Genomic DNA, 22122 nt, shown 5'->3' on the forward strand with positions numbered 1-22122 from the left:
TGAAATCCATACAATAAAAAGTAAATCAAGTTGGAGGTAAAAGTATGACGAATCAAGTAAATATTGATTGGAAAAATTTAGGATTTTCTTATATGAAAACACCTTATCGCTATATTTCGTATTGGAAAGACGGTCAATGGGACAATGGGGCGTTGACAGAAGATAATAAAATTTATATTTCTGAGGGGTCAACAGCATTACATTATGGGCAACAAGCTTTTGAAGGCTTAAAGGCCTATCGCTGTAAAGATGGTAGCATCAATTTATTTAGACCAGATCAAAATGCACATCGTCTAAATAAAAGTTGTCAACGTTTGTTAATGCCAGAAGTACCTATGGATAAATTTATTGATGCCGTGAAACAAGTTGTCAAAGCAAATGAAGAGTATATACCACCCTATGGAACTGGAGGAAGTTTATATATACGTCCGTATATTATTGGTGTAGGAGATAATATTGGTGTTGCTCCAGCGCCAGAGTATATTTTTTCAGTGTTTGTTATGCCAGTAGGAGCTTATTTTAAAGGTGGTTTAACACCAACAAGATTTATGGTGACAGAATACGACAGGGCCGCTCCAAATGGGACAGGAGCAGCAAAAGTTGGTGGTAACTATGCGGGTAGTTTGATTGTATCTAAAAAAGCAAAATCGCAGGGATTTAGTGATGCAGTTTATTTAGACCCTGCTACACATACAAAAATAGAAGAAATAGGAGCAGCGAATTTCTTTGGTATTACAAAAGACGGTAAAAAGTTTGTTACACCTAAATCTCCATCTATTTTACCAAGTATTACGAAATACTCTTTATTATATTTGGCAGAGCATCGTCTAGGGTTAGAAGTAGAAGAGGGCGATGTTTATATTGATAGATTGTCAGATTATAGTGAAGCGGGAGCATGTGGAACAGCAGCTGTTATTTCACCAATTGGTGCGATTGAGTACAGAGATAAAATTCATGTGTTTTACTCAGAAACCGAAGTGGGTCCAGTAACACGCCGCCTATATGACGAATTAGTTGGTATTCAATATGGTGATATTGATGCACCAGACGGTTGGATTGAAAAAGTATAAAAGTCTACGATAAATATAAATAAAGGCTCTTCGTCAAATTGTGTTGGTGGAGAGAAATAGTGAGTATGTTGGTAGTGAATGGCATTAACCATTCACTACCTTTTTCACATTCTTTTTCTGCCACTGAGAATGGTGTTGTATGATTAAAATACGCAATCTAAAATAAGAAAAACGTCTGTAGCCATAGGCAATCCGTTTGATGACTTTAATATGATTGTTGATAGCTTCTGTGATACCGTTTGAATAAGGTGTGGTAAAAGCTTGATAAATACCATTCTGATAGGTTTTAAAAATATCAAATTTCTTTCTAAACCACTCTGGTAATGACGGGTCAATATGATGAATAACCTCCATAAATGACTCAAAATCTCGCTGTCTATAAGCATATCTCAACTCTTGTACAAACTCATATGCTTGTTTTAAAACAGGACTATAGTCTAATAATCTATCCAGGATTTGTGCGTGTGTCAGATATGTTTTAAAGGATTGGTGATAGTGATAGTCTGTATCATTTACATCAAAGGCATCTTTTAATAATAATTTCCAGTATTTCTTTAAGTGTTTATAAGCCTTTTCTTCTTTTTTAAAGGTGTTCATTTCTTTTATACGTAGTGTATTTAAATTCCGATGTATATGTTGTATGATATGAAATCTATCTGTGACAATAACGGCATTAGGAAAAACCTTCTGAATAAGTTTGCCATAATTGGCATTCATATCCATAACAAGATAGCGAACGCTATGTCTTGCTTTTTTAGAAAATTGTTTAAAATAAGTGATTAAATGGTCTAATTGGCGACTAGGTAACACATCAATAATACGGTGCGTCAATCCGTCTACACAGATAAAACTCATCTTCCCTAAATGAGATGTCACAGACTTAAATTCGTCGATACATAGTACCTTAGGTAGATAATGAAAAGACGGTTTAACTTGTTTTGTATATTTATCTAAGACACGTTGTACGGTCACATCAGATACAAAGTGGTCTTGGCAGATATGTTTTCTTGAAATATTTTTCGTTAAATCAAGTGCAATAAGTTGTTTTAATTCTTTAGAAATACAACAATGTTTATCGACTAAAGAACACGAAGAAGAACAGGTTTTTAGACACGTTTTACAGCGATAACGGGTTCTTTTAAGAAGTAAAACAGTTTTGATTTGTCTAAACTTTGGTAATAATGTTTTCGTTTGATATGTCCCATGTTTGATGAGTGTTTTAGCATGACAATGTGGACAGGTGTGGCAAGGCTTTGTCCAAGTACCTTTAATAAAGTGGTGTGGAATACCATTTATTGTTTTTTCTTCTAACCAATGTTCATCAGCTATGAAAGATTTATCTGTTAATGTCAATAATTTTTTTGTATAATAATCCATGAGAAATACCTCCTTGTTTAATTGTGGTGATTTAATCATACAGGTATTTCTCTTTTTTTGTCCACTTTTATATACAAAATCGTGTTGGTGGATTATTCCCACCAACACGATTTATTATAGAGCCTAAATAAAGTGGTGAACTGACATCTAAAAGGTCAGTTCACCATTTTTAATGATTATATTGTGTCCCATTCATCTCTTAACACGCCGTATTTAACGGAATCATAATAAACACCTTGCCAATAGCGTACTTTACGAATACATGCTTCTTGTAATAGACCTAGTTTTTCACTAGCTCTCATCATACGTTTATTACCACTCCATGTTGTTAAGCCGATATGTTCAATTTCTGGGAAATCTTTAAATGTTTTAGGTATCCACAAACGTAAGGCTTCTGTTCCGTATCCACCATTCCAATAGTTTTCATCGTAAATCACAATCCCGATTTCAAGCCACCGTGTTTTCTGATATTCCCAGTGTCTAAACAAGGCACCAATTAAAGTATCGTCAACATAGATACCCCAACAGTAATCAGTATTTTTGTAAAATGATAATTCTTTTTGAAATGTTTCAAATGTATACACTTCATAATCTTCAAAGTAAGGTCCGTTCCATTTTGTCCATTCCATATCGGCTTTTGAAAAGCCGATTTTCCACAAGTGATAGACATCTTTTTCTTCAATCGGTTTTATTTCTAGCATCTTATCCCTTCTTTATATCTATTTTTTTCTTTATTTTATATCATCTTTTTGCCAAAAGCAAAGCAATCCGTTAAAATAAGAGGTAAGATTGAAAAAATGGAGGTACTATGATTACATTAGCAATAGAAGCATCAAATAAAACATTATCCATTGCTTTACAAAAAGATAAAGAAATAGTGGCATTTGAACATATTCATCCAACTTTACAGCATAGTATTGTGTTGGCTTCAACAGTTGATACATTGTGCAAACAAGCCCAGTTAATACCTCAACAGATTTCAAAAATTATCGTTTCCAATGGTCCTGGTTCTTATACGGGATTGAGAATAGGAGTAACGTATGCAAAAACACTAGCATATACATTGAAGATACCGCTGATTGCTCTACCAAGTTTAGATTTATTGGCGAACATGTATGTAGCACAAGAGGATGAGTGGATTGTGCCGTTTTTTGATGCACGTCGTCATCATGTTTATGCCGGTATTTATGATAAAAATGGACAAGTCATTTTAGAAAATTGTCATATATCCTTTGACTCTTTACTGGAATTTTTAAAACAGTGCAGCAAACAAATTGTCTTTATTAGCCCAGATATAGAAAGTTATCAAGAGGACATTATAACATTAGAAAATGCACGGTCTGTAATAGTTTATCCAGATGCTAGAGTACTTGCTAGAATAGCGGATAATGCCGATACAGTAGACCCGCACTTGTTGACACCTCTTTACTTGAAAAAAGCAGAAGCAGAGGAAAAATGGTTAGTTGAACATCAAGAAGTTCATCATCTTGTGGAAAGAGTGAAGTACTAATGATACGACAAGCTAATATCGAGGATGCTCTCTTTTTGTATCAAATAGCCCAAGAAACAGGACTATCTTGGTCACAAAAAGATTTTGAAGATGATTTACAATTAAATCGCACTATTTATTTTGTGTCTAAAGAGGGTTTTATTGGTTGCCAATATATTTTAAACGAGGCAGAAATTACCAATATTGCTGTGTCAACAAAATACCAAGGAAAAGGGCATGCAAAAGCTTTATGGCAAATGATGCATAGCTTTTTTAGTGAAAAACATATTGATACGTGCTTTCTGGAAGTGCGTGAAAGTAATGAGAGTGCAAGACGTTTTTATGAAAAAATAGGATTTCGTTTGATGTCGACTAGGAAAAAGTATTATAAAAATCCAGTTGAACATGCGATGATTTATAGGTGGAAAAAAGATGAATGATGTGTTAATTTTAGCGATTGAGTCAAGTTGCGATGAAACAAGTGCAGCTGTGATTAAAAATGGGTGTGAGCAATTATCCAATGTGGTCGCTTCACAAGTAAAAAGTCACATGCGATTTGGAGGTGTCGTTCCAGAAATTGCCAGTCGACATCATGTTGAGCAAATCACACAAGTGATTGATGAAGCACTTGTTGATGCCAATGTCACAATGCATGATATTGATGCAGTGGCTGTTACTGAGGGACCAGGGTTAGTAGGTGCATTGTTAATTGGCATAACAGCTGCTAAAGCACTAGCCTTTGCACACAACAAACCGCTGATTCCTGTTAATCACATGGCGGGACATATTTATGCAAGCCAATTACAAGAACCGTTACAATTTCCGTTAATGGCATTGCTTGTCAGTGGTGGGCATACGGAGTTAGTATATATGCCAGAAGATAATGTATTTAACATTATTGGTGAAACAAGAGATGACGCTGTTGGAGAGGCATACGATAAAGTTGGACGTATTTTGAATTTGTCTTATCCAGGTGGTAAAGCGATTGATGAATTAGCGCATAAAGGACAAGACACGATGAACTTACCACGTGCGATGATAAAAGAGGACAACTTTGATTTTAGTTTCAGCGGACTAAAAAGTGCGGTTATCAATGCTGTGCACAATGCCAAGCAAAAAGGTGACACGATAGAGCCAGAAAATTTAGCAGCGAGTTTTCAAGCAAGTGTTATTGACACACTGGTTCATAAAACTGTGAAAGCTATTCAGACGTATCCGGTAAAACAATTTGTTTTAGCTGGAGGTGTGGCTGCCAATAAAGGATTACGACATACCTTACAAAAAACACTTAACGAACAGTTTCCAAATATTCCACTGACGATTCCACCATTTCAATTATGTGGGGACAATGCCGCCATGATTGGTGCAGCAGCTTATAGCGTATATCAAAGAGGACATTTTGCTCAGCTAGATTTAAATGCTAGTCCGGGATTAAGCTTAGGAGAAGATGAATAAATCATGTTGGTGATCTTGGTCATCAATATGATTTATTATAAAATCAGAAAAATATAATAAAACTACTATAAGTCAGAATAGTTGATAATTCAGTTGTTTGTATGTGGTAAGCGTTTTATAAAAAGTGCAAGTAGATTGTTAAAGGTATTAGTAAAATGTGCTGTTGCTTTTCATTTTAGTCAATTATTGGATATTCATTATATGCAAAATACCACATATAGTATGGGAATGACTAGCATAGTGGATACTCTACTAGGTATTTATGAGAATACACATCATGATGACCATTTATAGTCAGCTTATGATAACATAAAAAAAATTGAAGATTACATTTTGTTATTAGAGGGTGATGATGCTATCCCATCCCTATTGTTTGATAGTGTCGGTTTTGATGTTGTTGAAGGATTTCGTGTCATCATTATGAAAATGGTAGATAGTAACAATGAAATCAGGTTTTACAGCCTTCTACAAAAATATAAAACAAATAAATTGGAGAGAAAATATGAAATTTATCGTTAAAGAAATAAAAGATAAGGAAGAAAAGGAAAAAATTTCTAAGGAAGTTCTTTATGATCTCCCAGAATGGTTTGGTATGCCAGAAAGCACAGAAGAATATATCACTGACTCACAAGACAAACCTTTCTTGGCTTCTTTTTATCAAGATGAGATTGTAGGATTTATAGTTTTAAATACTACAAGCCCAGACTGTGCAGATATATTTGTAATGGGAATAAAAAAGAAATTTCACCGACAAGGTGCAGCAACACAATTAAATGAAGCGTATGAAAAATTAGCTAAGAAATTGGGATACATATATTCTCAAGTGAAAACAGTTCAATCTGGCCACTATAAAGAATATGATATTACGAATAGTTTCTATACTTCGGTAGGTTATAAGGAGTTAGAAGTATTTCCAACTTTATGGGATGAATGGAACCCTTGCCAAATTTACATTAAATATTTAGGAGATTAAACATATAATGACAAGTCTTCAGACGTCACTTGAATATAGTTTCTGTAAGTATTGATTTGACTATATGATTTTACAGGTGATTTTCATGCTATAATTATGTTAATAAAATCAAAGATTTTAGTACTTCTACAAAATATTAAAACTCAAGAAAGTAATAATCTATGTGTTGTTTAGAGCCATATAATATTACATGGTTCTAAGCAATACATGGGAACTAGAAAAGGGAAATCACTTTGATAAAAATAAAAAAAGAAACTATTAAAGCTAAAGGTTTGGTAATAGAAGTTTATACAGAAGATTTTAAGAATGATTATATTATTGCGAGATATAAAAACAAGGAAAAACCTAATGTTGTTGTGGCAAATTGGATGAGAAATTTTAATACGATTGAATATTTAGGAATTTGGGAAAGTTAGACAATCCAGATTTAACCCCCTCGAATTCGAGGGGGTTTAAAAGAAGCTGGAAGTAACTCGTTTAGATTATCACCACAGAAATGGGCAATAACTACTAATGCTAGGGGAACTGACATTTAGAGTCTGTCAGTTCCCCATGTTTTTTATATAAAATTTATTTAGTAATATACTTACTCGGCGAATACGGTGTAATATCCATTGGAAGTTCTTTTTCTTGAATAAGTTCAGATAACAAATATCCAATGTATGCACCCGATGTTAGACCAGATGCACCTAGTCCGCTTGCGGTATATACATTTTCTAAGTAAGGAACACTACCAAAAAATGGCGTGTAGTCGCTCGTGTAAGCACGTGTGCCTACACGAATGTCCTCCATATCGCATCTATCTAATTCTGGTAACCAATGACTTGCTTCTGCTTTCATTTGTTCTAAAACGGTTAAATCAGGTGTTAAATCAAAGCCCATATCATTTTCGTGGGTAGCACCGATAACCCATTTACCATTTTTAAATGGTAATAAATCAATTTCGCTTTGAGGCATTAAAACAGGATAGTTATCTGTTTGTTGATTGGATAGACAAGCACTAAATAATTGTCCTTTTTGTGCACGTACGTCTACTTTTAGTCCAAAAGGTGCTAAGCATTCTGGCAACCATGCACCCACCGCTAATACAATCGCATCAAATTCTAGGGATGTGATATCTACTTTAGTGTTCACAAAATGAAAATCAAATTGAGAAGAGGCTTGATGTAAGGTATCAATAAAATCTTTTCCATCAATCAAAGCCCCACCAGATGCGAATAATGCAGGACTAGGGGGAGTGAGTTCAGGCATCAAAGTTGTTAAATCATCGACACTCATCCGTTTTAAATCACCTATTAATGTATCTATTTCCCGTCTTTGATGTGCTAAGTTCGTGATTTTATCTAATAATTTATCCGATTTTTTAAAGACGAGTGTTCCATTCTGTTGATAAAAATCAGTGTTATATCCAAGACTTTGTAAATCGCTTAATAATGTTTGATAGAAACTTGCACCGTTGGCTGTTAAACGATACCAGACTTTATTTCGTCTTTGAGATAACCAAGGGCTAATAATACCTGCTGCCGCTTTTGTTGCTTGTCCTGTCCCGTCGTCAAATAAGGTTATGTTGTGACCTGCTTTGGCAAGATAAAAGGCACATGTTGAACCAACAATACCTCCACCAATTACAGCAATACGTTTTTTCATAATATTCTCCTTAAAAGTGCTTATGTAGAGGTTGAGTGAGTGATGTATTTAGAAGTACCATTAACTTTAGTCGTGCTTTTTGACCACTTAAACCTGTTGTAAAAATAACGCCAGCTTCTTTTAATTGTCTACCTCCACCTACGTAGTCGTACACATCTTGTGTGACACCATTAAAAGCACGAGAAACAAGTACAACAGGGATATCTTGTTCAATAATATGCTTTAATCCAGATAATGTTTTCGGAGGTAAGTTCCCTGCACCAAGTGCTTCAATGACAAGTCCGTCTGTGTTTTCTTTTGTAAGCATATTTAAGAAAAAGCTATCCATGCCTGCATGAGCTTTTATTAAATGAATATTTTGTTTATGTAATTCTTTAATAGGAAATGTTTCATATTCTGTTAGCGTTTGGAAATACAATACACGGTTTTTAGAAATTAAACCAATAGGGCCAAAGGTAGGTGTTTGGAATGTCGCTAAATTTGTTGTGTGTGTTTTTGTGACATATTTTGCTGTATGAATTTCATCGTTCATCACAACAAGAACACCTTTTCCAATACTTTCATCACATAGTCCTACTAAAATAGCATTTTGCAAATTGATTAAACCATCAGAACCGAGTTCATTACTAGAACGCATAGCACCGGTGACAACAATAGGAATATCTTTTGGTAATGTTAAATCTAAAAAATATGCGGTTTCTTCTAAAGTGTCTGTACCATGTGTGATAACGACAGCGTTGATTCCCTCTTGAATGGCTCTTTCAATACGTTCTTTCAAAGCAAACATTTCCACTTGTGTGATATGAGGTGACGGTAAATGAAAAAAATCTTCTTGAGTAATTTGCGCTGGATAATATAAAGTTTCTGTATGTTTTAATAAAGGATTTGATTCCGTTGGTGCTACACGTCCAGTTGTTTGATCTTCGCTCATAGAAATAGTGCCGCCAGTATGTAAAATTAGCAAATGCTTCATATAAATAACCTCCAAAATCATAACTACGTCTATTATACATGAAATTTAATATTTTGGTAAAAAATAATATGTCAAATAGACTTTACTTTTTTTGTAAAGTTTACTTGACACAAAATGTAAAGTATACTATACTTTCAGTATAAGAAATAATACATTTTATATGGTGCACAGAATATGAAAGGTAGATGCTTATGAAAATAGATAATCGTATTAAAGAATTACGAAAAGAAAAGCGATTATCGCAAGAAATGCTTGCAGATATGGTCGATGTGACCAGACAAACCATTATTTCGTTAGAACAAGGAAAATATATCGCTTCATTACCATTAGCGTATCAAATTGCTAAAATATTTCATTTAACGATTGAAGATGTTTTTATATTTCAGGAGGATGAAAATGTATAAATTAAAAGAATTTTTTAGGAATTATAAAAAATTAGATAGACAGTATAGACAAGGTATTGTAGCTATGATTAGTTCTCTTGTTTTTGTTTTTATCCTCTATTTAGGGTATAAAAAAGATTCGGGATTTTTGTTGGGTATATTATGTGGTGAAATACTTACACTTATTTTATATTTTATTTATTTGTACATACAAACAAAAGGTTTTAAGAAATTTGCTAAATTAAATGATGAACGATTATTGTTCATCAGTGATAAATCTAGGTTAATTGCCTCAAAAATCACTTTTTCCATACTCATAACTATAACAGGATTTTGTGGTGGTTTTTTAGTTGCTGATTATGAAAAATATGGTGGAATAAATCAACAACCAGAAAAACTTGTTTTATGGACCGTATTAATAATGGGTGCTACAATAATAGTATTATTTTTTATTGTGATGAATGTGGTATATGCTATTTTAAAAAGAAAAATGTAGGAAGGTGTTTTTATGTTAGAAGTGCAACATTTACAAAAATCATTTGGTGAATTGAAAGCTGTTAATGACGTTTCATTTAAAGTGGATAATGGAAAAATTCTAGGATTGATTGGAAAGAATGGTGCTGGGAAATCGACTATTTTTAGATTGATTTTAGATTTTATTACAGCCGATAGAGGTACTGTTTTATGGAATAATCACCCATTTACAAAAGAGGATAGTAATGATATTGGTTATTTACCAGAAGAACGAGGTTTGTCTATCAAGCTTACAATTGAAGAGCAACTACTATATTTTGCTGAATTACGTGGTAAAACAAAAAAAGAAATTTCTCCTAAAATTAATGAATGGCTAAAATTATTTGATGTCAAAGGAAAAAGAAAAGATAAAATTAAAACATTATCCAAAGGAAATCAACAAAAAGTGCAAGTCATTGCCACATTGATACACGAGCCTAAATTGATTATTTTAGACGAGCCATTTTCAGGTCTAGATCCTCTCAATGCAGAGTTATTAAAAAAAGGTATTTTATCCTTACGTGATAGAGGAGCATGTGTCATTTTTTCAAGTCATAATATGGAAAACGTTTCTGAATTATGTGATGAATTATTAATGATTGATAAAGGGCAAGTTGTTTTAAAAGGTAGTGTACAAGAAATTCGTGAATTTTTTGGTCGTACACATGTCTTTTTAGAATCTAAGCATACTCCTGAAGAATTATTGCAAGTTCCAGGTGTGAAATCTGTCGTAAAAGCTAAACATAATGGATTAAACATTACTTTAGAAAATGAAGAAGCAGGGAAAATTTTATATGAGTATGTAACAAAAGATGGCTATATTCAAACGTTTAGTCAACAGCCATTAACATTAGAAGAAATTTTTAAATTGAAAGCAGGCGAACATCATGAGTAAATTTAAAACTATTTTAAAAGAATGTTATCGAAGAAATATTAAATCTGGTGCTTTTATAGCCATGGTTGTGTTACCTATTATTTTCTTTGTTATTATACAGTTTGTTGGTGGATACATTGGCAATCAACAAAAAGAAGCAGCTTATCGTCCAGTGGGAATTTTGACACAAGATACCAACTTGTTAAATCGTATTAAAGCATTGAATACAGAGCTATCATTAGTTGACACAAAAGATGAGGCTGATGCACTTGCAAAATTAGAATCAAACGATATTTTTGCTTATGTAACGATTGAAGAAAAAGCAGGAAAAATTCATGCACAATTATATCGTAAAGCATCTAGTGATAAAGTCGACACAACAAAATTATCACAAGTTTTAACGGGAATTGAATTACAAAATGTTATGGCAGAGCATCGTGTGGATGCACAAGTTGCTCAAACATTATTACAAACACATGTAAGTATTTCAAGTAATCGTTTAGATGAAGAGTCATTAAAAGAAGGTATTGTTAAAATACAAGATGAGGGAGATCAAAAAGAATCTCTACGCCAAATCATTGCATACGGTGCTATTTTCTTCTTATACATCATGCTATCTATGTACATGAGTATAATTGGACAAGAAATTGCAAGTGAAAAAGGAACGCGCATGATGGAAATTATTTTATCAAGTACCGATGCAAAAACACATTTCTTAGGTAAACTATGTGGTATTTCATTAGTGGTCGTTACACAAATTGGTATTTATGCTATATTAGGAGTGGTAGCGTGGTTTGTTTTTGACGGAGCAACATTATTGAATACATTATTAGGTGGTATCAATCTTTGGGAAGTCGCTGGAGATATGCTTGTTTATACGGGTATCTTTGCTTTACTTGGCACGATTTTATTTACCGTTATTTCAGGTGTGTGTGGTTCAATGGTTTCTAAAGTTGAAGATGTTCAAAAAGTGATGTTACCTCTTGTTTTATTCTTAGTTGTCGGATTTTATATTGGAATGTTCGGTATGATAATGCCAAATAATATTGTCGTTCGTGTAGCATCGTTTATTCCAATTTTATCACCATTTATCGTTCCATTTAGAGTAGCATCAAGTTCTATTCAAGTTGTTGAGCTATTTAGTATTATGGGATTAACGATAGCTTTTACCATTTTAGTATTATATTTAGGTATGGAAATGTATAAGGCAAATGTTTTAATTTACTCAGATAAAGGACCTTTGCAAGTGATTAAACAAGGATTTACTTTAATGAAAAGTGAACGTAAAAGAAACAATAAAAATAGTTAGAAAAACGGCTCTTCGTCATATCAAAAGACGAAGAGCCATTATTGTTAGTCATAAAAAATTTGATGCCAAATTTTTTATATTTTGAAAAGTAAGCATGGGGTATGCTTTTAAAAAAATTATTTTGATTTTAATAAATCACGAATTTCTGTTAATAATTCTTCAGATGTAGGCGCAGCAGGTGTTTCTTCTGTTACTTCTGCTTCGGCTTTTTTTCTTAAAGAGCTTGCTGTTTCAATTGCTTTTAAAGTGAAGAATAAAACAGTACCGATTAAAACAAAGTTAATAACAGCGTTGATAAAGTTACCTACTCTGATTGTTCCTAACATAATGCTTTCAAAACTTGGTTGACCAAAAATCATTGCAATGATTGGTGTGAAAATATCTTCAACTAAAGATTTTACAATTGCTCCAAATGCACCACCGATAATCACAGCAACAGCTAAGTCTACGATGTTACCACGTAATAAAAATGATTTCAATTCTTTTAAAGTATCTTTTAACATAATCCTTGTCCTTTCTATTTATTATAATTATGAATTACAAGAAACCATATTATCGAAAATAGGGCAGAAATGCAATAGAAAAAGGACTAAAATTTTAAATTTAATTTTTTTTTAATCTGATAAATCAAAAAATAAAAATAAGCTGACTTAAAAATTAATATTTGTTTTAAATAGTGGATTTAGTGATACTCAAAAAGGCTTGACATCAAACTATTGAAGTTGATGTCAAGCCTCTTTACTATTTATCCAGCTTTTGTATTTGTACTGATATAAATGATTGGTGTTATATATTTTTTACTTTTAAGTCAGCTTTGAAATAATAGTATAAAACCTTACTTAATCAGTGGGATAATAGAGTCAAATAATTCTTTATTTTCTTCTAACGATTGCTTGCTTCCAACAACGCATCGTGCTTTATGTGACATTGCTTTTTCAACATATGTTGCTAATTGTCTTAAATCTTCAATTGTTGTATGTAGTACTTGTGAACGCTCTTTTTGAACATCTTCTAATGTAATATTTTTTAAATAGCGATTGAATGCTACTAATCCTTTTTCATTTTCGGATAGGGGTGTATCTAATGAGCCGATTGTTCCAATAATATATTTCGTAAGTTCACGATTATCTAATGCTAATGTTTCAATAAATTCTGGTGCTTTCTCATAGGCTTGTATTGTTTTAAGCACATTTGGATCGCGGTAAGACATAAATAAGAAACTACCTTCTTTATCCAAAATAGTAAATGCGCCGTAGGCTCCACCTTGTACACGAACAGTATTCCATAAGTATGTAAACGATAGAAGTGTTTTAAGCACGAGTAAGTGACCTGTAAAGGATAATCCATCTAAGGCAACATTGTAACCTTGTCCGACGTATTGAATGTCTTGGGATAAAGCAAATCCTTCATTTAAAATACCAAATGGTTCAATGAAAGGAACACTTTCTAATGGTTTATTTGGTAAATTTGTTAGAAATGGTTTTATCGTGTCTTGGATAGAGGTTGATGCACCTGTATAACCAATGGTTAATTTATGTTGGTTAAATAATTGAGCATAAACACGTTGCAGATTTTGAATAAGTGTTGAAGCTTGTTCGTCAAAATCTTCCAATATATCGGCAATAAAACGATAGAAATCAATACCACCTGTAAATTGTCCATAAGCAGCTTTTGAACTGTAATAGCTTGTTAAACGATTAAACGCTACTACATGGCTCGTGCCAAAGAATTGATTTGATTCGATACGAGATTTGATTTTTAATAATTCTTCTTTTAATTTTTGTTTATCTGTAAATTGTGTGTGTAGTAAAATCTCTTTTAATAAAGTTAGTAATGTTGGTGTATATTCAGAGAATGCTTTACCACTCACTGTTAAAATTGGGATAGATACGTCGCCTTTTGTATAGGCGCTTGTATTGAAGGAAACACCGCCCGTATAGCTATCAATTTCAGTGGATAATGCTTCAACAGAATAGTTACTTGTACCAAGATGTTCCAATAATCGAACGATTAACCCAACGTAAGTATAATCACTGTGTTGAATATGCGATATATCAAAGAAAAAGTTAAAATAATCAATATTTCCAGTAAATGTTTTATATGTTAAATAAGTTACTGTGTCTTGTTTATCAACGATAAGAGGATAGTCACTTGCTGTTTCGTTTAAATCTTCTAAAGATAGTAGTGGTAATTTTTCTAAATCTTCTTTTGTATCGTCTGTTTGTTGAATGTGCAATAATGTTTGTGTTTCTTTTACTAAAGTATCAATGTCATCTTTTGTCAAAGAGTTTTTATATAATTGCAAGTCTTGATGTACTTTCTCGAATGTTTGTTTGTTCAAATTCTTTTGTGGAATAGCATGTAACATCAAAATATGCGTATTATTTAATAGATACTTACGAATTAAATCAATAAGAATTTTTGGATTTTTTTCGATGTCATCTAAGTCTTTTGTAAATCCAAAGTAACTAAATGGATTATCATTATACAACCATGATTCCATAGCGTTAATAGCACGTACAACACCTTTTGCCGCAGCGCCTTCCTCATTGCCTTCCAATAGCATAAATCGTGCTTTGTTAATGGCAGCAGTAACCAGTTTTTGTTCCAAACCATTTTCTACAATATCGTTTAATGTATCAAAAACAATACGCTTGAAAGTATCAGCATGTTTGATGTCACTATTTTTTAAGAGAATGCTCAAATTTGATAAATGAGATGGTGCCGCATACCAACTGGAAACGTCAGATGTAATACCAGATTGTAACAGTGCTTTTTTTAATGGGGCGGCATTAGAGCCTAAAGCACCTAATAAAATATCTGATAAAATTGTCATTTGTAAATACATTTTGCTATCGGCACTTTGTCCAATGGCGAAATTCATAGATAAGAATGTTTTGTTTTCTTCCGTTTCATCCTCTTCAATCGAATAAGAAATAGTTTCTTCTTTTATTGATTCAAATGGTTTTTGGTCAATAAAAGGTTTCACAATGTCTTTATAATCAAATTGATTAAAATACATGTCCAAATGAGCAAGTTTTTCCTCAATATCCATAGCTCCATATAAGAATGTATATGAGTTACTTGGATGATAGTAAGTACTATGAAAATCAACGAATGCATCTTGTGTTAACGTTGGAATCGAAAGAGGATGGCCTCCAGACTCATGTTGACAAAGTGTGTCTGGGAATAATCTCGCATCAATTTCTCTATAGATTACTTGTTCAGGATCTGAAAAAGCACCTTTCATTTCGTTGTAAACGACACCTTTATAAATCAAATCATCTTCTGGTTTTTCTAAGTGATAGTGCCAACCTTCTTGTTTTAAAATATACGGATTATCAATCAATCTAGGGAAAAAGACAGCGTCCAAATAAACGTCCATTAAATTTGTAAAATCTTTATCATTTTCAGAAGAAACAGGATACATTGTTTTGTCTGAGAAAGTCATTGCATTTAAAAATGTGTTTAATGATCCTTTTGCTAATTCAACAAATGGTTCTTTTGTAGGGTATTTTTTAGAGCCGCATAAAACAGAATGCTCCAAAATATGCGCGATTCCATTATCATCGTATGGGATTGTCATAAATGAAATAGAAAAAGTTTTATTTTTTTCCTCATTTTGAACATAGGCAACTCTAGCTTTTGTTTTATCATGTTCATATAAGAAACCGATACTATTGATGTCGGGTAAATTGATACGTTCTTTTAAATGAAAACTCATATATTTTCTCCTTTATGCTAAGTCTAGGGCGTCAATAGCCCATTTGCCGTTGACGTGAAATAATTGTCCTTTTGGCAAATGTAATTTGTTTTCAATGCGGTTATGTACTATGTCGACTAAATCTTGGTTGTAATCAACTCTAGCTTGATTATTCGGTGACAAGACCATAATAAAAGGCTTACCACTTTCTTCATGGAAGAATAAATGTGTGTTTTCTTTTAATTGATTTTGTTCTTGTAGTAGTGTATGTGTGAATAACTTGACACATTCAACTTCCGTATCAAGTAATTGACTATCTAAAATATTGATTTTTTCGTAAAATTCTGTTACGTAGTTTGTAAAGCGCAGTGTGTAATCAGAATAGTCATTTGTACCACCTTCAAACATAGTTGCTGAAACATCTTCAAAAGCAACTGTGTCATTTGGGATGAAAAACACTAAAAATTTCTTTTGTGAATCTTCGTATAAACAAGGATATGTAAATGACGTCACTTCATTTGTATGCGGATCATGGGCTTGAAATAATGTTCCTTCATACAATGCTTTGGCAATATCTGGTTGCTCTTGTTTATTGATATAGTGATAACATGTCGCTTCAAATGTTTGGTTGTGTTGATTAGTTAATGGATAATTTGCTTGTTTTTTAAATAAAACCGTCATAAAAGTCCTCCTGTAAAACGAATACATACATTTTAACACAATTTTAATGTTGTTGCATTAAATATTCTTGCTGGTTTTTTTGTACAAAAAGTAGTAGGATATAGCGTATAAGAAATAGAGCATAGGAGATGAACAGAATGAGTTTGTTTGAAAGTTTAAAAGGGAAAATTGTCAATAAGAATATTCGTATTGTTTTTCCAGAAGCGGTTGATGTGCGTGTATTAGGTGCAGCAGTTCGCTTAAAAGCAGATAATTTATTAGAGCCTGTTTTATTAGGAAATGTTGAAGAAGTAACGAAACTAGCGACACAACGTGGTTTATCTATTCAAGGATTGACTATTATTGACCCAAAAACATATGATAAAAAAGAAGAAATGGTGAATGCTTTTGTAGAACGCCGTAATGGGAAAGTGTCTAAAGAAGATGCGTATACTTTATTAGAAGATGAAAACTACTTTGGAACAATGCTTGTTTATATGGACTTAGTAGATGGTTTAGTGTCTGGAGCAATTCATTCGACGGGCGATACTGTTCGACCTGCTCTACAAATCATTAAAACAAAACCAGGTATTAGTAAAACAAGTGGAGCATTTGTGATGATACGTGGCGATAGAGAACGTTATGTGTTTAGTGATTGTGCAATTAACTTAGAACCAACAGCACAAGAATTAGCAGAAATTGCTGTTGAAAGTGCAAAAACAGCAGAAATTTTTGATATTGAACCAAATGTAGCGATGTTAAGTTTCTCAACAAAAGGTTCTGCTAAAGGTGAGAGTGTTTCTAAAGTTGTAGAAGCTGCTCAAATTGCAAAAACATTAGCACCACAATACAATATCGACGGGGAATTACAGTTTGATGCAGCATTTGTGCCAAGTGTTGCTGAACAAAAAGCACCAGATTCATCAGTTGCAGGTAAAGCAACAGTTTTTGTTTTCCCTGAAATTCAATCTGGAAATATTGGCTATAAAATCGCACAACGCTTAGGCGGATTCGAAGCTATTGGTCCCATTTTACAAGGGTTAAACAAACCAATTTCAGATTTATCTCGTGGTTGTAATGAAGAAGATGTTTATAAATTAGCGATTATTACAGCAAATCAAAGTTTATTGAAATAGATATTGAAAGACGACCAAGCGTTATGCTCGGTCGTCTGTTTTGTTCATGTTTTTTAAATCTTCTTGCAAAGTCTGTAGTTTTTCTTGAATGCGTCTAAAACGAGGCTGGTTTTCTTGTGTAAATTGTTTTACACGACGTTGTACATCTTGAATAGTTTCCTGTAAAAAAGGTGCAGCATCATCTTTTAAATAGGCAACTTGTTCTTTTACATCACCTACTGATGACATAAGACTTTTACTTGATTGTTTAATATTATCAATGGCTATTTTAGCATGCTCTAATTGTTCTTCACGTTTTTGTTTAGGTGTTAATAAAACATACGCGCCTGATAAAGAGCCTACCCATAACGCTGCTTTTATTAGTTTTTTCATAATGACCTCTTAAAATTGATTTTTAATATTTTGTGCAATTTCTTGCATCATGTCACTAGTGTAGTCGTCCATATTCGAACGCATTGTTAAAGCAAAGTCATCCTCATTTGTGTAGCGTGGTATTAAATGGATATGTGAATGAAAAACACTTTGATACGCCAATTCTTTATTATTGTTGACAATATTTAATCCTTGCATATCTGGAAATGCTTTTTGTAAAGCATTAGCAACTTTAGGAATGGCTGTTGCTAGATGTGTAGCAATACTAGGTGTCCATTCAAAAACATCTTTGACGTGCTCTTTTGGGATGATGAGAGTATGTCCTTTTGTGACTTGTGTAATGTCTAAAAAGGCAAAAACAAAGTCGTCTTCATATACTTTATAACTTGGAATATTTCCTTTTAAAATGTTGCAAAATATACAATCTGTCATGAGATTTCCTCCCCAAATATTAATACCCTCACTCTAACATAAAAAAAAGTGAAAAACAACGAAAAAAATTTTGATAAATCGACAAAGTAGTGATACAATAATACCATTCGCATAAAATCCTTTCATTTTATGAGAGATGCTAGCATATTGAAAAGAGGTGAAAATATGGGCGGCAAACCAATAATTTTTGAGTTATTTGGCATTGAAATAACATTTTCAATCGTTTTATCAACTCTTATAACCTGTGCGAGTGTTATTGTATTTACATATTTTACAACTAAAAAACTATCAATCCGACCAAACCGTGGCCAGACTGTAATGGAGATGTTGGTGAATTTTATCAAAGATATTGTGACAAATAATGTGAAGTGGGAAGTAGCAGGCAAACCACTAACCATATTTGGAACAACTTTGTTTCTGTTCATTTTAATGTCTAACTTACTAGACTTGCCATTTTTTGTTGAAGCAGGTGGATATTCTTTCTGGAATGCTCCAACAGCTAATGCGGTAGTATGTTTAGTTTTGTCCTTAATGGTTATTTTATTAAGTCACTATTTAGGGATACAACGTTTCGGGTTTAAAAAATATGTATCTAAAAATTATTTAGAACCCGTGAAGTTTTTGCTTCCTTTAAAAATTTTAGAGGAATTTACGAATACGTTAACACTGGCTTTACGTCTGTATGGAAATATTTATGCAGGTGAAGTTTTAATCGCATTACTTGCCCAAATGAGTTTGGCAGCTGGATTGGGAACCATTATTCCAGCAGTTGTTTTAACTGTTATATGGCAAGCATTCTCTGTTATGGTAGCAGGTATTCAAGCGTATGTATTTACGACACTATCTATGGTTTATATTGGTCATAAATTAGAAGATAGCCATGATTAAATGATTTATAGAAAAGATTGAGGAGATGACAAAAAATGGAATTAAAATTTATCGCAATTGCAATTGTAATGGGGTTAGCAGCATTTGGTTCTGCTTTAGCGAATGCCCGTGTTGTATCAAAAGCTATTGAAAGTATGACACGTCAACCAGAATTAAAGGGTTCAATTATGAGTACAATGTTTATTGGTATTGGTATGATTGAAGCCATTCCTTTATTAGGTGTTATTGTTGGATTCTTGATGTTATTTGTGTACTAATATCAAACCAAATAAGTAGTAGGAAGGAAAGAAAATATGAATTCTATCATTTTATCTAGTGAACAAACCAGTGTTTCTTCTGTTTTAGGGAATTCATTAGTCATTCTTGTTTCATTCCTTATCTTATTGTTTATTTTAAGTAAATTTTCTGTAGGTCCTATTTTGAAAATGATGGAAAAACGTGAAAAAGAAGTAAATGATCAATTAGATAATGCACAAAGAAAAGAAGAAGAGGCTATCTCTCATGAAAAAGAGGCGAAAGCAGCTATTCATGAGGCGCAATTAAAATCACAACATTTAATTACGAAAGCAAAAGAGACTGGTGAAAAAATAAAAGATGATGCCTCTCGTGCCGCAAGACAAGAAACAATTCGTATTCGTCAAGAGGCACAAGAAGCACTTGAACATGAAAGAGAAGCAACAATGGCGTCTTTAACAGAGCAAGTTGCAGGTATGAGTGTTGAGTTAACAGAAAAATTATTGAAACGTGAAATTACGCAACAAGATCATCAAGCACTTATTGATGAGTTTATTGAAGGGTTGGAAAAATAGATGAGAGATGTTTACAATGAACGTGTCACAACACTTTATGAATTGGCAAAATCTCGACATCATTTAGAAGAGGTTTACAATGATTTTCAAGTGTTTAAAGACGGTGTAGGTGGAGAAATGCCATTTACGCAAATGATGACACGTGAGAATATAACAAATTCAAGTAAGGCAGCATTGTTACAGGATATTTGTCAGTATTTCCAAGAAGAGACACGTCAATTCATTCAATATTTTATTGACGAAGCACAATATGGTTACATTTATAGAGCCATTAAATATTTTGAACAAATTTATGCAAAATACCATGTGGATATTACAACAGCTATTCCATTAACGCAAGAACAGATTGATAGTATCGTATCAGCGATTTCAAAAAAAATGAAAATGTCGGTAGATACGTGTACAACGATTGTTGATGAGGACGTCATTGGTGGTGTAAAAGTAAAATCGGCAGATTTTGTATTGGATGCGACGTTACTAGCAAAATTAAAAGCGTTTAAAGAAACTTTTTAAGTGATTGAGGTGAGAAACAGAATGACAAATCGTGCCATTGAAATTAGTGCGGCAATTAAAGAGCGAGTAAGAGCGTTTAAAACAGATAATAAAATTAGCGAGATTGGTGAAGTCAGTTTTGTCGGAGACGGAATTGCTAGAGCAACAGGTTTAACAAATGTCATGTCAAATGAGATGGTTATTTTTGAAAATGGCACTGTTGGTGTAGCACAAAACCTTGAAAAAAATGATGTTGGTATCATTATTTTGGGAGAGTATACACATATTCACGAGGGAGATACGGTCAAACGTACTGGAGAAATTTTAGATGTTCCAGTTGGTGAGGCGATGATAGGTCGTGTTGTGAATGCTCTTGGAGATCCAATTGACGGTAAAGGTCCTATTCATACGAGTAAACGTAGACCCGTGGAAGTTGAAGCGCCGGGAATTATGGATCGTCAGTCCGTTAATGAATCATTGCCAACTGGATTAAAAGTTGTAGATGCTTTAGTGCCAATTGGTAAAGGGCAACGTGAGTTAATTATCGGAGATAGACAAACAGGAAAAACAGCCGTTGCGATTGATGCGATTTTAAACCAAAAAGGCAAAGATACATTATGTATTTATGTTGCGATTGGTCAAAAAGAATCAACAGTAAAAGCATTAGTTGATGTACTAGAAAAAAATGGAGCAATGAGTTATACGACAGTTGTATCAGCAAGTGCATCTCAACCTGCTCCGATGTTATATATTGCACCTTATGCAGGAACAGCTATCGGTGAAGAATTTATGTATAGCGGAAAAGATGTGTTAATTGTTTATGATGATTTATCAAAACAAGCGGCAGCATATCGTGAAATATCATTATTATTACGTCGTCCACCAGGTCGTGAAGCATATCCAGGGGATGTTTTCTACTTGCATTCAAGATTATTAGAGCGTTCAGCTCGCTTGTCAGATGCATTAGGTGGAGGCTCTTTGACAGCTTTGCCAATTATTGAAACTCAAGCAGGTGATATTTCCGCGTATATTCCAACGAATGTTATTTCGATTACAGACGGACAAATTTTCTTACAACGTGACTTATTTGCTTCGGGTGTTAGACCAGCGTTAGCTGCGGGATTATCTGTATCTCGTGTTGGTGGAGCAGCACAAATAAAAGCGATGAAGAAAGTAGCAGGGACATTACGTATTGACTTGGCAAGTTATCGTGAATTAGAAGCGTTTACGCAGTTTGGTTCTGATTTAGATGCAGCTACACAGCGTAAATTGAATAGAGGGAAACGTACCGTAGAAGTATTGAAGCAATCGCAACATGCACCACTTAGTGTAGAAAAACAAGTCGTGATTTTATATGCACTAACACATGGTTATTTAGATGCGATTTCTATTAGTGATATTCGTGATTTTGAAGAAGGTTTATATGACTATTTAAATGTAGAAGCACCGGAATTGTTGGCGTACATTAAAGATACTGGTAATTTGCCAGATGAAGAAGCATTATCTAATGCAATTAAGTCTTATAAAGAAGCGTTTGTTCCAGCTGCAATGCATTGATGAAGAAAGA

25 protein-coding genes and 1 pseudogene are annotated in these 22122 nt (G+C 33.3%); 17 read left to right on the top strand and 9 right to left on the bottom strand.

The window, feature by feature from the left end:
* Positions 1-44: 44 nt before the first annotated feature.
* A complete protein-coding gene (locus tag H1220_01320; GenBank protein ID QMI86042.1) occupies positions 45-1070 on the top strand; it encodes a branched-chain amino acid aminotransferase in 1026 nt (341 codons plus the stop codon).
* An 84-nt stretch (positions 1071-1154) separates the two neighbouring features.
* Here the strand turns inward: H1220_01320 and H1220_01325 are convergent, their stop codons facing one another.
* Positions 1155-2555: an ISL3 family transposase gene (locus H1220_01325; GenBank protein ID QMI86043.1), complete on the bottom strand. Its 1401-nt coding sequence runs from the start codon at positions 2553-2555 to the stop codon at positions 1155-1157.
* 68 nt (positions 2556-2623) lie between these two features.
* Entirely contained in the window at positions 2624-3148 is a 525-nt protein-coding gene (locus tag H1220_01330) for a GNAT family N-acetyltransferase (protein QMI86044.1), read from the bottom strand.
* A gap of 107 nt (positions 3149-3255) precedes the next feature.
* Here H1220_01330 and tsaB point away from each other — a divergent pair, with 107 nt between their 5' ends.
* From tsaB to H1220_01360, 6 genes and pseudogenes are all read left to right on the top strand, one after another.
* On the top strand, positions 3256-3957 hold the full coding sequence (tsaB, locus tag H1220_01335; GenBank protein ID QMI86045.1) for a tRNA (adenosine(37)-N6)-threonylcarbamoyltransferase complex dimerization subunit type 1 TsaB: 702 nt from the start codon (positions 3256-3258) through the stop codon (positions 3955-3957).
* A complete protein-coding gene (gene rimI / locus H1220_01340; GenBank protein QMI86046.1) occupies positions 3957-4376 on the top strand; it encodes a ribosomal protein S18-alanine N-acetyltransferase in 420 nt (139 codons plus the stop codon). Before tsaB ends, rimI begins: the two co-directional genes overlap by 1 nt.
* Positions 4369-5391: a tRNA (adenosine(37)-N6)-threonylcarbamoyltransferase complex transferase subunit TsaD gene (tsaD, locus tag H1220_01345; GenBank protein ID QMI86047.1), complete on the top strand. Its 1023-nt coding sequence runs from the start codon at positions 4369-4371 to the stop codon at positions 5389-5391. The genes rimI and tsaD overlap by 8 nt, the downstream gene beginning before the upstream one ends.
* A gap of 135 nt (positions 5392-5526) precedes the next feature.
* Entirely contained in the window at positions 5527-5685 is a 159-nt protein-coding gene (locus tag H1220_01350) for a hypothetical protein (GenBank protein QMI86048.1), read from the top strand.
* A gap of 208 nt (positions 5686-5893) precedes the next feature.
* Positions 5894-6364: a GNAT family N-acetyltransferase gene (locus tag H1220_01355; protein QMI86049.1), complete on the top strand. Its 471-nt coding sequence runs from the start codon at positions 5894-5896 to the stop codon at positions 6362-6364.
* A 233-nt stretch (positions 6365-6597) separates the two neighbouring features.
* A pseudogene (locus tag H1220_01360) lies at positions 6598-6900 on the top strand (DNA-binding protein).
* A gap of 34 nt (positions 6901-6934) precedes the next feature.
* On the opposite strand, the gene H1220_01365 reads toward H1220_01360, so the two are convergent.
* Both H1220_01365 and H1220_01370 read right to left on the bottom strand, forming a co-directional pair.
* On the bottom strand, positions 6935-8011 hold the full coding sequence (locus tag H1220_01365) for an FAD-binding oxidoreductase (GenBank protein QMI86050.1): 1077 nt from the start codon (positions 8009-8011) through the stop codon (positions 6935-6937).
* Between the two features lie 10 nt (positions 8012-8021).
* Positions 8022-8984: an asparaginase gene (locus H1220_01370; protein ID QMI86051.1), complete on the bottom strand. Its 963-nt coding sequence runs from the start codon at positions 8982-8984 to the stop codon at positions 8022-8024.
* Between the two features lie 197 nt (positions 8985-9181).
* Here H1220_01370 and H1220_01375 point away from each other — a divergent pair, with 197 nt between their 5' ends.
* Genes H1220_01375 through H1220_01390 form a run of 4 tightly spaced genes read left to right on the top strand, consistent with a single transcriptional unit; the run spans position 9182 to position 12063 of the window.
* Positions 9182-9388 (top strand): helix-turn-helix transcriptional regulator, encoded by a 207-nt coding sequence (locus H1220_01375; GenBank protein QMI86618.1) that lies wholly within the window; start codon positions 9182-9184, stop codon positions 9386-9388.
* Positions 9381-9863, top strand: coding sequence for a hypothetical protein (locus H1220_01380; GenBank protein QMI86052.1), 483 nt, complete (start codon positions 9381-9383; stop codon positions 9861-9863). Before H1220_01375 ends, H1220_01380 begins: the two co-directional genes overlap by 8 nt.
* A gap of 12 nt (positions 9864-9875) precedes the next feature.
* A complete protein-coding gene (locus tag H1220_01385) occupies positions 9876-10775 on the top strand; it encodes an ABC transporter ATP-binding protein (protein ID QMI86053.1) in 900 nt (299 codons plus the stop codon).
* Positions 10768-12063: an ABC transporter permease gene (locus tag H1220_01390; protein ID QMI86054.1), complete on the top strand. Its 1296-nt coding sequence runs from the start codon at positions 10768-10770 to the stop codon at positions 12061-12063. The genes H1220_01385 and H1220_01390 overlap by 8 nt, the downstream gene beginning before the upstream one ends.
* 116 nt (positions 12064-12179) lie before the next feature.
* Here H1220_01390 and mscL read toward each other — a convergent pair whose 3' ends face one another.
* From mscL to H1220_01405, 3 genes are all read right to left on the bottom strand, one after another.
* Positions 12180-12566, bottom strand: coding sequence for a large conductance mechanosensitive channel protein MscL (mscL, locus tag H1220_01395; protein ID QMI86055.1), 387 nt, complete (start codon positions 12564-12566; stop codon positions 12180-12182).
* A 332-nt stretch (positions 12567-12898) separates the two neighbouring features.
* Entirely contained in the window at positions 12899-15787 is a 2889-nt protein-coding gene (locus H1220_01400; protein QMI86056.1) for an insulinase family protein, read from the bottom strand.
* Between the two features lie 12 nt (positions 15788-15799).
* Entirely contained in the window at positions 15800-16447 is a 648-nt protein-coding gene (locus tag H1220_01405) for a hypothetical protein (protein ID QMI86057.1), read from the bottom strand.
* A gap of 137 nt (positions 16448-16584) precedes the next feature.
* Between H1220_01405 and pta the strand changes: the two genes are divergently transcribed.
* The gene (gene pta / locus H1220_01410; GenBank protein ID QMI86058.1) at positions 16585-17562 is read left to right on the top strand and encodes a phosphate acetyltransferase; all 978 of its coding nucleotides are present in this window, start codon (positions 16585-16587) and stop codon (positions 17560-17562) included.
* A 21-nt stretch (positions 17563-17583) separates the two neighbouring features.
* Here the strand turns inward: pta and H1220_01415 are convergent, their stop codons facing one another.
* Positions 17584-17934 carry a hypothetical protein gene (locus tag H1220_01415; protein QMI86059.1) on the bottom strand — a complete coding sequence of 117 codons (351 nt, stop codon included), beginning with the start codon at positions 17932-17934 and terminating at the stop codon, positions 17584-17586.
* A gap of 9 nt (positions 17935-17943) precedes the next feature.
* A complete protein-coding gene (locus H1220_01420) occupies positions 17944-18366 on the bottom strand; it encodes an HIT family protein (protein QMI86060.1) in 423 nt (140 codons plus the stop codon).
* A gap of 165 nt (positions 18367-18531) precedes the next feature.
* Between H1220_01420 and atpB the strand changes: the two genes are divergently transcribed.
* The 5 genes from atpB to H1220_01445 are packed head-to-tail and all read left to right on the top strand — an operon-like array spanning position 18532 to position 22112.
* Positions 18532-19254, top strand: coding sequence for a F0F1 ATP synthase subunit A (gene atpB / locus H1220_01425; protein QMI86061.1), 723 nt, complete (start codon positions 18532-18534; stop codon positions 19252-19254).
* Positions 19255-19289: 35 nt separating this feature from the next.
* The gene (atpE, locus tag H1220_01430) at positions 19290-19511 is read left to right on the top strand and encodes a F0F1 ATP synthase subunit C (GenBank protein ID QMI86062.1); all 222 of its coding nucleotides are present in this window, start codon (positions 19290-19292) and stop codon (positions 19509-19511) included.
* 36 nt (positions 19512-19547) lie between these two features.
* Positions 19548-20063, top strand: a complete 516-nt coding sequence (atpF, locus tag H1220_01435; GenBank protein QMI86063.1) for a F0F1 ATP synthase subunit B — start codon at positions 19548-19550, stop codon at positions 20061-20063.
* Positions 20064-20576 (top strand): ATP synthase F1 subunit delta, encoded by a 513-nt coding sequence (gene atpH / locus H1220_01440; GenBank protein QMI86064.1) that lies wholly within the window; start codon positions 20064-20066, stop codon positions 20574-20576. It abuts the gene before it with no gap.
* 21 nt (positions 20577-20597) lie between these two features.
* Entirely contained in the window at positions 20598-22112 is a 1515-nt protein-coding gene (locus tag H1220_01445; protein QMI86065.1) for a F0F1 ATP synthase subunit alpha, read from the top strand.
* Positions 22113-22122: the final 10 nt, after the last annotated feature.

The sequence above is a fragment of the Carnobacteriaceae bacterium zg-84 genome (assembly GCA_013874835.1).
GTDB lineage: Bacteria > Bacillota > Bacilli > Lactobacillales > Aerococcaceae > WM01.